This is a genomic window from Phenylobacterium sp., from assembly GCF_046290725.1.
In the GTDB taxonomy this organism is placed as follows: Bacteria; Pseudomonadota; Alphaproteobacteria; order Caulobacterales; family Caulobacteraceae; genus Phenylobacterium.
The window spans coordinates 15475-26477 of record NZ_JBKBUH010000008.1; the positions used below are offsets into that span (position 1 = coordinate 15475).

Genomic DNA, 11003 nt, shown 5'->3' on the forward strand with positions numbered 1-11003 from the left:
CCGTCCCCCCCCCCAGCGGCGGGAGCAGCGGCCACGGCCACCGGAGCGGCGGCGGAGACGCCCCACTTCTCTTCGAGCAGCTTGGAGAGCTCGGCGGCTTCCAGGACGGTCAGGGTGGAGAGGTCTTCGACCAGTTTTTCAAGCTTCGACATGGTGTTGGTTCCTTGGAACTTTGGGATTGTCGGGGAAGATGACGATCAGGCGGCGTCTTTGGCGGCGTAGGCGCCCATGACGCGAGCCAGCTGACCGGCCGGCGCCTGCAGAACGCCGGCGACCTTGGTGGCCGGGGCTTGCAGAAGGCCGATGATCTTGCCGCGGAGCTGGTCGAGAGACGGAAGCGTCGCAAGCGCGCCCACGCCCTTGGCGTCCAGAACCTCGGCGCCCATGAACCCGCCGACGATGGAGAACTTCTCGTTCCCCTTGGCGAATTCAGAGGTGACCTTGGCGGCGGTGACGGGATCCGGCGCATAGGCGATGGCGACCGGGCCGGTGAACAGGGCGTCGCCCTTCTCACCGATCGAGCCGTCCAGGGCTTCGATGGCCAGGGTGTTCTTCACCACCTTCAGCTGGGCGCCTTCCTTGCGGAGGCGGCCCCGAAGATCGGTCATTTCCGCAACGGTCAGACCCAGGTTGTGGGTCACGACCACGGCGCCGGCGTCGGCGAAGACGCCCTTGAGCGTCTCGATCGACTCCTGCTTTTGAGCGCGGTCCATTGCGGTCTCCATACTCAGGTTCGCCGCCGGAACCATTCCGACGGCGCAAGCAGGACCGGTTGCGGAGCGAGCCCCGCGCACGGTCGACCTGTCCTTGAGAAGCCGCAGCCCGCGCCGTGTCCGAAGGACCGGCGGTAAGGCGTCATCTTCCCGTCTCCCCGCGGCTTGGGAAGGGCTCTTCCCCCGTTACGGTCTCCGGCGGCCCCGGAAACCCCGCAGTTCTCGGACAGGATGGGGAGAAAACCTCCCCAACCCGCCTCCCCTGACGGAGAGGCGAAACTCTAGAAGGCGCGGCCTATACAGGCTTGCGCGCGCAAAGACAACCGCCGCCTCAGCCTCTGGGGCGTCCGGCGACGGCGCCGGTGGTCAGCATCACCGCGTAGCACCAGAGGACGAAGGCGCCGAACAGCGGCGCATGCTCGGGCGGAAAGTTGGTCAGGATCCGCGCGAACCAGATCGTCACGCCGGCGTCGAGGATCATCTGCGGCGCCACGAAGGCCGCCAGCGCCACCTGGCGGCTTTCGACCGAGATCCGCCGCAGGAACAGCAGCGTGGCGAGGCTCAACCCCACCGCCGACACGACGCCGGTGATCAGGAAGGTCCAGACCGGCCGGTGCGTCCAGGCCTCGGGCAGCAGGCGCAGCGCGCCGGTGGACACCGCCCAGACGAAAATCCCCCGCGCGGTGAACCACAGGATAAGCCGCAAGCCCTACGCCCCCTCGTCGCCGTCGCCTCAGTTGTAGAGCGGTTCGAAGGAGAAGACCCAGGGGGTTTCGGTGTCGACGCCCACCTTCACCGCCTTCAGCTCCGGCGCGCCATAGACCTGCAGTCGGGTGATGTTGGCGTAGAGCGGCGGCTTGGCCTCGCCCTGACTCACCATGAACGGCCGGTCGACCACGAAGTCGTGGAAGTCGCCATTGATCAGCAGGACGGGCTTGCCGAACTGGCCGCCCAGGTCGCGGATCGCCAGCACGATCCAGTGGAAGGGCCCCTCCCGCCCACCGTTCAGGGCCTTGTTCGTGAAGTCGCCGCCGTCGGCGTCCAGGAACATGCCGGCCTGCAGGGCGATCACCACCGCCTTGGCGTTCTTGGCCTTGGCCTCGGCGAAGGTGGACTTGATCCAGTCCACATTGGCGCGGTTGCGGGCCACGGCCTCGGCGGCGCGGGCCTCGTCGGCGATCAGGAAGCCGTTGGAGGAGCCCGGCACGCTGACTGTGGCGAACACCACCCCGCCCTTCTCCCAGCGGGTGTTCTCCGAGGTCTCCTTGAAGGTCGGCGAGACGTCCGGCTGGCGCACCAGCGGCATGGTCCTGCCGCCCACGCTCCGGGCTTGGGAGAAGAACACCTTGCGGATCAGGTTCAGGCTGCCGATCGGATCGTCGTAGCCGGCGCTGGTCATGCCCGCGTCCAGCCCCCGCAGCGGCAGGAGGAGCTGCAGGTCCTCCGGTGTCGCCTTTCCGCCCATATAGCGGTGGTAGGCCTCCAGCACCTCGGCCTTGCGACAGTCGGCCCATTCGTTGTCGCCGGGCGTGTAGACCACTGGATGATCGTACTTGGCGAACCAGTCCAGGATCTTGCGGTGCTGGTCTTCGGTGCAGGGCTCCGCGCCCCAGGTGTCGCCCACATGGATGGTGAAAGCGGGTTTCGCCCTGTTGATCCGGCCGATCAGGGCTTCGTAGACGGCGTAGTCGGCCGGCGGGTTGTAGGCGGTGTCGCCCACAGCGACGAAGCTGAAGGTCTCGGCCTTGGCCGCGCCGGCGGCCAGGGCGAAGGCGGCGCAGACGGCGCCGGCCAGCTTGAAAATGCGCATGCAGCCCTCCCGAGGATTCGGCTCGTCTGGGGCGAGCCCGCGGAAAGCTTAACCGAAGCGGGCGCGCCGCCCTACCCCGTCCATTGCGGCTTTCGCTTCTCCGTCCAGGCCTTCACGCCTTCCTTGTAATCGGGCGCCCGGATCATGGCTTCCAGCAGACGCTCGGCCGTCTCGACCGAGGCCGCCGCATCGCGGTGCAGGTCGCGATAGATCTGCCGCTTGGTCTCGCGAGCCGAGCCGGGCGCGACGCTCTCGGCGACCTGGCGGGCATAGGCGGTCGCCTCGTCCATCAGCCGCTCGGCCGGCAGCAGGCGGTTCAGGAAGCCCATGGCCATCGCCTCCTCCGCCGTGAACACCCGGCTGGAAAGCAGGATGTCGTTGGCGTGGGTCAGGCCGACGATCCGCGGCAGCACCCAAGAAAGCCCGAACTCCGCCGGGAAGTTGAAACGTCCGTGGGCGGCGGTGAACTTCACCCCTTCGGCGGCGAAGCGCAGGTCGGCGAAGGCGGCCAGCACCAGGCCTACGCCCGCCGCCGCGCCGTTGATCGCCGCGATCACCGGCTTGCCGATCCCGAAATGGTAGGCGAAGGCCGCATCGAACCGGGGATCGACGCCATAGCCCGGCCGGGCGATGTCCTCCGGCGTGCCAGGATCATAGCGCCCCTTCTCGGAGTGACCTTCCAGGGCGCCAAGATCCGCGCCGGCGCAGAAGGCCTGTCCCTCCGGATCGCCGGTGACCACGATCACCCGCACCGCCGGATCGGCGTCCGCCCGCGCCAGGATCCAGCGGTATTCGGTGTGCATCCGCCCGGTCCAGGCGTTGCGCCGCTTCGGGCGGGAGAGGGTGACGAGCGCGACGCCCGCCTCCACCGCATAGCGCGTGGTCTTCAGCTCCATCTGACCCTCCCCGGTTTTCGGAGAAGCTTAGGCCGCCTCGAAGACCGCCGCGATACCCTGGCCGCCGCCGATGCACATGGTCTCCAGGCCGTAGCGGCCGCCGCGGCGCTTCAGCTCGCGCAGCAGGTTGGCCAGGATCCGGCCGCCGGTGGCGCCGATGGGATGGCCAAGTGAAATGCCCGAACCGTTGACGTTCAGCCGGTCGCGCTCGTCCCAGCCCCAGCCGCGCAGCACGGCCAGGACCTGGGGCGCGAAGGCCTCGTTCAGCTCCACCAGGTCGATGTCGTCCCAGCCCATGCCGGTGCGCGCGAAGAGCCGCTCAACCGCCGGCACCGGGCCGATGCCCATCCGCGAAGGCTCGCAGCCCGCCGCCGCCCAGCTCACGAACCAGCCCATGGGGTCGAGGTTGAGTTCGGCCAGCTTGTCCTCAGCCACCACCAGGCAGGCGGCGGCCGCGTCGTTCTGCTGGCTGGCGTTGCCGGCGGTGACCACCCCGCCCTTCTCGATGGGCCGCAGCTGGGCCAGGCTCTCGGGCGTGGCGTCGGCGCGCACCCCCTCGTCCTTGGCGAAGATCACCGGATCGCCCTTCTTCTGCTTCACGGCGACGGGCACGAGTTCGTCGTCGAACTTGCCGTCGGCCCAGGCCTTGGCGGCCCGCTGGTGGCTCATGGCGGCGTATTCGTCGCATTCCTCGCGGCTGATCTGATAGTCGCGCGCCAGGTTGTCGGCGGTCTCGATCATGCCGGAGATGACGCCAAAGCGCTCGATCGGCTGGCTCATCACCCGGCCCCGCGCCAGCCGGTCGTGCATGGTCACCGAGCCCATGCGCGCGCCGTTGCGCATGTCGGTGGTGTAGTATTCGACGTTCGACATGCTCTCGACGCCGCCGGCGACCACCACGTCGGCCACGCCCGTCTGGACCATCATGGCCGCGTCCACGACCGCCTGCAGGCCCGAGCCGCAGCGCCGGTCGAGCTGGTAGCCCGGCACACTGATCGGCAGGTCCGCCGCCAGGGCCGACCAGCGGGCGACGCACGGCGCCTCGCCCGAGGCGTAGCCCTGGGCGAAGATCACGTCGTCGATCTTTTCCGGATCGATCTTCGTCCGCGCCACCAGTTCGCGCAGGATCACCGCTCCCAGCTCGCCGGCGGTGAGGCTCGACAGGCTGCCCAGGAACTTGCCCACAGGCGTGCGGATCGGGCTGACGATGGCGGCGCGTCTCATGGCGGTTTCCCTCAAACGGCTGTTCGAAGGTCAGTGGAGCCGGATGGCGGGCGGGTCAAGCCCGGCGTATTGGCGGGCGCGGGCTCGGGGTTTAGGCTGGCGTCGTGACCGCCAAGCTCGCAATCACCCTCGACGATGACCAGATGGCCCGGCTCGACGCCCTGGCCCAGGCGCGCCAGGAGACGGCGGCCGACGTGGTGATGGAAGCGGTGCGGGAATATCTCGACTACGACGCCGAGTTCCGGAAGGCGGTCCAGGAGGGGCTGGATGCGCTTGAAGCCGGTGACGTGAGGGATTTTGCGGAGGTCGAACGGGAACTGCGCACCCACATGACCGCGCGCCTCGGGCCCGCTGAGGAGTGAAGGTCCGCATCACCGGCCCCGCGGCCCGGGATCTGCGTTCGGCTTTCAACTTCCTTTTCGATGAGAACCCACGGGCTGCACGCGCGACGACGGAACCCTGTTGTCGGCGATAGGTTCGTTGAGCGACATGCCCGGGCGGGGTCGCCCAGGCCGCTTGACCGGGACGCGGGAACTGGTGGTGACCGCCACGGGTCACATCGTCGTCTACGCGCTTCGCCGCGACGAGGTGGCGGTGCTGCGGATCCGTCACGGTAAGCAGCGCTGGCCGGACTGAGGCGAGAAAAAGGGGCGCGACGTCGCCGCCGCGCCCCTTGATCCTGCAAACCGCCGACGGCTAGGCGCCGACGGAGGTGGTGTCCACCTTGAAGCCCGGCCCCATGGTCGAGGAGAGGCTGATCTTCTTGATGTAGGTGCCCTTGGCGCCGGACGGCTTGGCCTTGTTCAGGGCGTCCACCAGGGCGCGGACGTTGGCCAGCAGGGCGTCGTCGGAGAAGCTCGCCTTGCCGATGCCGGCGTGGATGATGCCGGTCTTCTCGGTGCGGAACTCGATGGCGCCGCCCTTGGCGTCCTTCACCGCCTGGCCGACGTTCGGGGTCACCGTGCCGACGCGCGGGTTCGGCATCAGGCCGCGCGGGCCCAGCACCTTACCCAGACGGCCGACCAGGGCCATCATGTCGGGGGTGGCGATCACCCGGTCGAAGTCCATGAAGCCGCCCTGGATGCGTTCCACCAGGTCCTCGGCGCCGACGATGTCGGCCCCGGCGGCCTTGGCTTCCTCGGCCTTGGCGTCACGGCAGATGACCGCCACGCGAACGTCGCGGCCGGTGCCGGAGGGCAGGCTCACCACGCCGCGGACCTGCTGGTCGGCGTGACGCGGGTCGACGCCCAGATTGACGGCGATCTCGACGGTCTCGTCGAACTTGGCCTTGGCGTTGGCCTTCACCAGGGCCACGGCCTCTTCCACCTTATGGGCGACGGTGCGATCGCCGGTCCAGGCCTGGATGCGCTTGGGTTGCTTAGGCATCTGATCAGGCCTCCACGATCTGCAGGCCCATCGAGCGCGCGGAGCCCTCGATGATCTTGGCGGCGGCCTCGACGTCGTTGGCGTTGAGGTCCTTCATCTTCTTCTCGGCGATGTCGCGCAGCTGGGCGCGGGTGATCTTGCCGACGGTGTCGCGGCCCGGCTTCTGCGAGCCGGACTTCAGGCCCAGCGCTTCCTTGATGTAGTGGGTCGCCGGCGGGGTCTTGGTGACGAAGGTGAAGCTCTTGTCCTGATAGACGGTGATCACCGTCGGCAGGGGCGTGCCCTTCGGCTCCTTTTCGGTGCGGGCGTTGAACTCCTTGCAGAAGCCCATGATGTTGACGCCGCGCTGGCCGAGCGCCGGCCCGATGGGCGGCGAAGGCGTGGCGGAGCCCGCGGGCACCTGCAGCTTGATGTAGCCCAGAATCTTCTTGGCCATCTTCTCCTCTTTGGCCGGAAGCCCGGCCGGTTGAGCCGTGGTGCGGGGTTACGGTGGCCGCCCCCTTCCACGGATTTCACGCGCGCGAGCGCGAGCCGGCCCCAGCGGGCCGAAGCGCGCGCTATTAGCAGGGTCGATCAGGGGAAACAACCGAATAGCCGGACTTGATTGCGGCGGTGGTTCGGCTGACCCGCCGCGTTGGCGGTACAAAAAGAAACTCGCCGCCCAGAGTGAGCGGCGAGCTTATCGGCCGTATGTCAGCGGACCAATCGCCCGCCTAGGCGATCTTTTCGACTTGGCCGTATTCGAGTTCCACCGGCGTCGCCCGGCCGAAGATGGAGACGGTGACGCGCAGGCGGGCGCGCTCCTCGTCGACGTGCTCCACCGAACCGTTGAAGCTCGCGAACGGGCCGTCGGTGACCCGGACCTGCTCGCCGATCTCGAAGGTGACGGTGGGCTTGGGCCGCTCCACGCCTTCCTCGATGGCGCCGATGATGCGGGCGACTTCCTTTTCCGAGACCGGGATCGGCTTGGAGCCCGAGCCCAGGAAGCCCGTCACCTTCGGGGTGTTCTTGATGAGGTGATAGGCCTCGTCAGTCATCTCCATCTTCACCAGCACGTAGCCGGGGAAGAACTTGCGTTCGGCGTTGACCTTCCGGCCGCGGCGGATCTCAACCACGTCCTCGGTGGGTACCAGGATTTCGGAGAAGTTCTCGTCCAGGCCCTGGGCGTGGGCCTGCTCGCGGATCGTCTCGGCCACCTTCTTCTCGAAGTTCGAGTAGGCGTGGACGATGTACCACTTGTGGCGGGGATTGGCGGCGGCGGGGGCGGTGTCGACGTCGGTCATGTCTCTCAATTATCCCCCGTTCACCAGGCTCAGCAGCAGCCGCATGCCCGTGGCCAGGACCCAGTCGACCAGCGACAGGAAGATCGCCACCAGGGCGACCATGATCCCGACCATCACGGTGGTGATCCAGGTTTCCTTGCGGCTGGTCCAGGTGATCTTCCGAGCCTCGGCCCGCACTTCCCGGAACAGCTGGAAGAGGTTGGTCTTCTTCTTCGGCGGGGCGTCCTGGGCGAGCGCCGAGCCGGACGCCATCGCCGCGGCCGTCTTGGCGGCGCGGTTCTTCATCGCCTGCGGGTTGGAACCCGGTTTCCTGGCCATCCGGCTCTATCGACTCTCTTCAGTCGGGCGGCGGACCTCCGCGCCCGGTTCGCTACTCATATAGGGTGGCAGGAGTGGAGGGACTCGAACCCCCGGCCCTCGGTTTTGGAGACCGATGCTCTACCAGCTGAGCTACACTCCTACACGCCGGCCCTCTCGAGCCCGCCCTCCGGACAATGAACAGCGCGCCGGAAGGCGGCAAGGCCCGCCGGCGCGCGCGGCTCATCGCCGGAGCCGGGTCGTTTAGCAGCGGTCTTCCCGGCTTACAAGGCGGATCGAAGCGGCTTGCGGCCGCGTTCCCCTGGAGACCGAACGCCACCAGACGGAGACCATCATGCCCGATCCCGCCCAGGCGCCCGAGGATGCGGCCCGCACCCGCGACGAGGACATGCGCCCGGGCCGCCCGCCGCGGCCCGCCACAGAACCCAAGGGCTCCGAAGGGAGCCAACGCAACCGCAAGACCCTGACCGACCCCGCCACCGGCGAGCCGGAGCCCCTGCCTCCGGCGCCCGACTGATCCGCTAGCGATAAGGGTCCTTCACGTCCGGCCCGTAGGGGTCCGGCGCCATGCCGCAGGACAGGCCGAGATATTCGACCTTCACGTCGGTGAGCTTCAGCCCGCATTCGGTGGCCTCCCCGGCCGCCCGGCCGCGAATCGAGACCCCGACGTTGCGGCTCATATCCACGTTTGCGCCGGCCAGGTCGTAGACCTTGCCGTTGGCGGCGATGGTCAGGCACTGGCTCTCAGCCGCCTGGGTCGGGCAGCCGACCGCGGTCACCGGCTCGCCCTGAGGGGCGGACGAGGCCTGGGCCCGCCCGCTCCCCTGCCCGCTGCAGGCCCCGCACAGGGCGATCGCCGCAGCGACCGCCGACACTCTCCCCAATGACATGCCCATGCTCGTTTCGCCCCCTTGCACCCGTCCGTCCTCCCTGGACGGCTTGACTGTGCGCCGCGCCGGGACGAGCGGCAACGACGAATTTCTCCGTTACGTCAAAACGGGTTCCTGGTCGCGCCGGCCGGGTCGGAACGACTCAGCGTTGCGCGCCGGCGAGCTCGAAGCTGCGCTCGAACCGGGCGATGCGGTCCTGCAGCAGGTTCATCCGCTTCAGCGGCAGGTGCGCGGCCCAAAGGACGGCCTGCGCGGCCGCAGGCGTGGCGTCCATGGCCGCGACGGGCAGCTTCCAGCGCCGCAGCAGGCCGTTGGTGTAGTGCGCGCCGTTGGTCATGCGCGTGGCCCAGGTCTGGTAGTCCACCGACAACGAGACGTTGAACGTGCCCTGGTTCTCGATGCGGTGCGGCGCGTGCAGCGGCCAGGTGACGGCCATGCCGGGCTCCAGGTCGAAGACCTGGGCTGCGGCGTCCATTTCCGGGCGATAGGGCAGATCCTCGGTGATCTGCTTGAGCATGATGTCCTCCATGCCCCGCTGGGGCATGTGGACCTCGTCGTTGGGGTAGATCCAGATCCGCTTCCTGCCGCGGATGTGGAACAGGCAGACGCCCGGCGCGTCGGCGTGGAACGGCACCTTCGCCTGGGGCGCGGAGATGATCAGCTGCCCGGTGAGCTGCACCGGCCTGAAACCGCGGACATTGCCGGAAATGTCGGCGAAGGCGCGGCGGATCGCCTGGCCCAGCTCCGAATAGTAGGTCTCGGCGCTGCGCAGCTGCACCCAGACGCGCCCCTCCTTCACGCCCGCCAGCACCTCGCGGCCCGGCAGACGGCCGCGCTGGCCCGTGCGCAGGGTCAGGCGCCCCTCGGCGTCGATGTCGAAGAGGTTGATGTCGTAGAGCTCGGCGGGATAGCGGTCCAGCAACGCCGCCAAGGCCTCGTCCTCGAATAGGCCGGTTTCCGCCAGGCGGTGAGCGAAGGTCATCGGGGTCTTGCCGAAAGACGCGGCCTGATCGGCAGTCCAGGCGGGCACGAGCGGCGCGGTGGCGGTCATTCCAGTCATCCTTGTTATTCGGCGAGCAGGCCGGCGAGGCCGAGGCTCAATCCGATCCCCAGGCCCAGGCCCAGCGAGGTCTTCGGGCGGCGGCGGGCCAGCTGCCCCAGCATGCGGGAGGCCGCGCCGAGGCGGCCCTCCAGCGCCGGTTCGCAACCGGCGATACGGTCCCAGCGGCGGTCGAGACGGCGTCCGACTTCGCTCAACGCCCGGCGCGCGGCCGGGGCGCTGGCCAGCGCCAGGTCGGCGACGGTGCGCGCGGCGGCCACCAAGCCGCCGGCGGTGACGTCGCCTTCAAGCACGCAGAGGCCGGGCTCGGCGAAGTCGCGCTTGTAGGGCTCGCCCATCGGCCCGAAATCAACCAGCCGGACGCCGTCGGCGGCCGCGGCGCGCATGGTCTCCAACGTCATCAGGGCGCCGGGCGAATAGCGTGCGAAGTCCGGGTCATAGACCGGGAACCAGAGATGGTGCGTCGGCCCCGAGCGCAGACCGACCTCGGCGGCGACGAGCCGGCCGCCGGCCCGCAGGGCGGCGATCCGCAGGCCGAAGTCGGGGTCGCGGCTCTCGCCCAGGCGACGAAGGAAACCGAGAGTCCAGGGGCTGGCGAAGACATCGTGCTGGCCGCTGCGGCGCAGCTGTTCGCGCTTCAGCCGCAGGACGTAATCCAAAGCCTCGTCGTCGCGATCCGAGAGGCTGAAGGCCAGCGGCCCGTGGTCCTCGGCCAGACGCCTTGCGCGGCGGCGCTTGTCCTTCTGGAAGCTGGCGGGCCGGCGCGTCAGATAGGCCTCGAACCCTTCGGAAAGGTCGGCCACCATCGCCTGGAGCGGCTGGGCCGACATCCGGCTCCCCTCCCCGCCCACCAGGCCGCAGAACCGGAAGCGCCGGGCGCCCAGGCCTGCGATCACCGCCGTCAGGTCGATTCGGGTGCCGGGCGCGGCGATCAGGCCGTGATAGTCGGTCAGGGGGGCGGCGACCGGCTGAATCCGCGAGCCACGCCGCTGGAACGGCAGGAAGCCGACGATCTCGCCCCCCCGCCGGATCGTCGCCACCTCGACGTCGGGCGCGGCCTCGCCGGCCGCCAGCACATAGCGCAGGTCGAAATAGGGGCTCGCCAGCGTCGGATCGGCGTCGCGGAAGCGCGCCCAGAGCGCGCGCGCCTGCGCGTCCAGCTCCGCCGGCTTCAGCGTGACGACCTTGAGTTCGCCGCCCATTCCGGAACACTCCACCCCCTGTTGCCCGGAGCGGAGCAACTCGCGCGCCAGGCGAGCGAGGTTTAGGGCCGCGGGGTAAATAACGCGTTCGCCGACTGCGCAAACAAAAAGGCCGCCGGGAGTGACCCGGCGGCCTGATTGTCAGCCGAAGCTTCGGATACGTGCGAGGTCTACTCGACGATCTTGGCCACGACGCCGGCGCCCACCGTACGGCCGCCTTC

The 11003-nt window shown here is 69.0% G+C and carries 15 protein-coding genes, 1 tRNA gene and 1 pseudogene; 3 read left to right on the forward strand and 14 right to left on the reverse strand.

What is annotated here, in order from left to right:
• The 6 genes and pseudogenes from ACK41C_RS20660 to ACK41C_RS20685 all read right to left on the reverse strand — a co-directional run.
• A pseudogene (locus ACK41C_RS20660) lies at positions 1 to 152 on the reverse strand (50S ribosomal protein L7/L12); the annotation flags it as partial.
• Positions 153 to 197: 45 nt separating this feature from the next.
• On the reverse strand, positions 198 to 713 hold the full coding sequence (gene rplJ, locus ACK41C_RS20665) for a 50S ribosomal protein L10 (protein WP_409658612.1): 516 nt from the start codon (positions 711 to 713) through the stop codon (positions 198 to 200).
• Between the two features lie 331 nt (positions 714 to 1044).
• Entirely contained in the window at positions 1045 to 1419 is a 375-nt protein-coding gene (locus ACK41C_RS20670) for a DUF5367 family protein (RefSeq protein ID WP_409658615.1), read from the reverse strand.
• A gap of 27 nt (positions 1420 to 1446) precedes the next feature.
• Positions 1447 to 2523 (reverse strand): hypothetical protein, encoded by a 1077-nt coding sequence (locus tag ACK41C_RS20675; protein ID WP_409658617.1) that lies wholly within the window; start codon positions 2521 to 2523, stop codon positions 1447 to 1449.
• Positions 2524 to 2594: 71 nt separating this feature from the next.
• Positions 2595 to 3419, reverse strand: coding sequence for an enoyl-CoA hydratase-related protein (locus ACK41C_RS20680; RefSeq protein ID WP_409658620.1), 825 nt, complete (start codon positions 3417 to 3419; stop codon positions 2595 to 2597).
• Between the two features lie 27 nt (positions 3420 to 3446).
• On the reverse strand, positions 3447 to 4643 hold the full coding sequence (locus ACK41C_RS20685; protein WP_409658623.1) for an acetyl-CoA C-acetyltransferase: 1197 nt from the start codon (positions 4641 to 4643) through the stop codon (positions 3447 to 3449).
• Positions 4644 to 4747: 104 nt separating this feature from the next.
• On the opposite strand from ACK41C_RS20685, the gene ACK41C_RS20690 reads away from it, so the two are divergent.
• The gene (locus ACK41C_RS20690; RefSeq protein ID WP_409658626.1) at positions 4748 to 5005 is read left to right on the forward strand and encodes a CopG family ribbon-helix-helix protein; all 258 of its coding nucleotides are present in this window, start codon (positions 4748 to 4750) and stop codon (positions 5003 to 5005) included.
• Between the two features lie 100 nt (positions 5006 to 5105).
• Positions 5106 to 5279, forward strand: a complete 174-nt coding sequence (locus ACK41C_RS20695) for a type II toxin-antitoxin system RelE/ParE family toxin (RefSeq protein WP_409658629.1) — start codon at positions 5106 to 5108, stop codon at positions 5277 to 5279.
• Positions 5280 to 5339: 60 nt separating this feature from the next.
• Here ACK41C_RS20695 and rplA read toward each other — a convergent pair whose 3' ends face one another.
• From rplA to ACK41C_RS20720, 5 genes are all read right to left on the reverse strand, one after another.
• A complete protein-coding gene (gene rplA / locus ACK41C_RS20700; RefSeq protein ID WP_409658632.1) occupies positions 5340 to 6029 on the reverse strand; it encodes a 50S ribosomal protein L1 in 690 nt (229 codons plus the stop codon).
• Between the two features lie 4 nt (positions 6030 to 6033).
• Complete coding sequence (gene rplK / locus ACK41C_RS20705) at positions 6034 to 6465, reverse strand: 50S ribosomal protein L11 (RefSeq protein ID WP_409658635.1); 432 nt, start codon at positions 6463 to 6465, stop codon at positions 6034 to 6036.
• Between the two features lie 277 nt (positions 6466 to 6742).
• Positions 6743 to 7312: a transcription termination/antitermination protein NusG gene (nusG, locus tag ACK41C_RS20710; protein ID WP_409658638.1), complete on the reverse strand. Its 570-nt coding sequence runs from the start codon at positions 7310 to 7312 to the stop codon at positions 6743 to 6745.
• 9 nt (positions 7313 to 7321) lie between these two features.
• Positions 7322 to 7630 (reverse strand): preprotein translocase subunit SecE, encoded by a 309-nt coding sequence (secE, locus tag ACK41C_RS20715; protein WP_409658641.1) that lies wholly within the window; start codon positions 7628 to 7630, stop codon positions 7322 to 7324.
• A 66-nt stretch (positions 7631 to 7696) separates the two neighbouring features.
• A tRNA-Trp gene (locus ACK41C_RS20720) sits at positions 7697 to 7772 on the reverse strand.
• Between the two features lie 192 nt (positions 7773 to 7964).
• On the opposite strand from ACK41C_RS20720, the gene ACK41C_RS20725 reads away from it, so the two are divergent.
• Complete coding sequence (locus ACK41C_RS20725) at positions 7965 to 8147, forward strand: hypothetical protein (protein WP_409658644.1); 183 nt, start codon at positions 7965 to 7967, stop codon at positions 8145 to 8147.
• A 4-nt stretch (positions 8148 to 8151) separates the two neighbouring features.
• Here the strand turns inward: ACK41C_RS20725 and ACK41C_RS20730 are convergent, their stop codons facing one another.
• The 3 genes from ACK41C_RS20730 to ACK41C_RS20740 form a co-directional block, all read right to left on the reverse strand.
• On the reverse strand, positions 8152 to 8520 hold the full coding sequence (locus ACK41C_RS20730; RefSeq protein WP_409658646.1) for a hypothetical protein: 369 nt from the start codon (positions 8518 to 8520) through the stop codon (positions 8152 to 8154).
• Positions 8521 to 8662: 142 nt separating this feature from the next.
• Positions 8663 to 9571: a transcriptional regulator gene (locus tag ACK41C_RS20735; protein ID WP_409658649.1), complete on the reverse strand. Its 909-nt coding sequence runs from the start codon at positions 9569 to 9571 to the stop codon at positions 8663 to 8665.
• Positions 9572 to 9585: 14 nt separating this feature from the next.
• Positions 9586 to 10782 (reverse strand): GNAT family N-acetyltransferase, encoded by a 1197-nt coding sequence (locus ACK41C_RS20740; RefSeq protein WP_409658652.1) that lies wholly within the window; start codon positions 10780 to 10782, stop codon positions 9586 to 9588.
• Between the last annotated feature and the right edge of the window lie 221 nt (positions 10783 to 11003).

Excerpts from the sequence above, each read along its gene's own strand:
- ACK41C_RS20685 (WP_409658623.1), bottom strand. The coding sequence starts at position 4,643 with ATGAGACGCGCCGCCATCGTCAGCCCGATCCGCACGCCTGTGGGCAAG.
- rplA (WP_409658632.1), bottom strand. The coding sequence starts at position 6,029 with ATGCCTAAGCAACCCAAGCGCATCCAGGCCTGGACCGGCGATCGCACC.
- ACK41C_RS20675 (WP_409658617.1), bottom strand. The coding sequence starts at position 2,523 with ATGCGCATTTTCAAGCTGGCCGGCGCCGTCTGCGCCGCCTTCGCCCTG.
- ACK41C_RS20735 (WP_409658649.1), bottom strand. The coding sequence starts at position 9,571 with ATGACCGCCACCGCGCCGCTCGTGCCCGCCTGGACTGCCGATCAGGCC.
- nusG (WP_409658638.1), bottom strand. The coding sequence starts at position 7,312 with ATGACCGACGTCGACACCGCCCCCGCCGCCGCCAATCCCCGCCACAAG.
- rplK (WP_409658635.1), bottom strand. The coding sequence starts at position 6,465 with ATGGCCAAGAAGATTCTGGGCTACATCAAGCTGCAGGTGCCCGCGGGC.
- rplJ (WP_409658612.1), bottom strand. The coding sequence starts at position 713 with ATGGACCGCGCTCAAAAGCAGGAGTCGATCGAGACGCTCAAGGGCGTC.
- ACK41C_RS20740 (WP_409658652.1), bottom strand. The coding sequence starts at position 10,782 with ATGGGCGGCGAACTCAAGGTCGTCACGCTGAAGCCGGCGGAGCTGGAC.
- ACK41C_RS20680 (WP_409658620.1), bottom strand. The coding sequence starts at position 3,419 with ATGGAGCTGAAGACCACGCGCTATGCGGTGGAGGCGGGCGTCGCGCTC.
- secE (WP_409658641.1), bottom strand. The coding sequence starts at position 7,630 with ATGGCCAGGAAACCGGGTTCCAACCCGCAGGCGATGAAGAACCGCGCC.
- ACK41C_RS20725 (WP_409658644.1), top strand. The coding sequence starts at position 7,965 with ATGCCCGATCCCGCCCAGGCGCCCGAGGATGCGGCCCGCACCCGCGAC.
- ACK41C_RS20730 (WP_409658646.1), bottom strand. The coding sequence starts at position 8,520 with ATGTCATTGGGGAGAGTGTCGGCGGTCGCTGCGGCGATCGCCCTGTGC.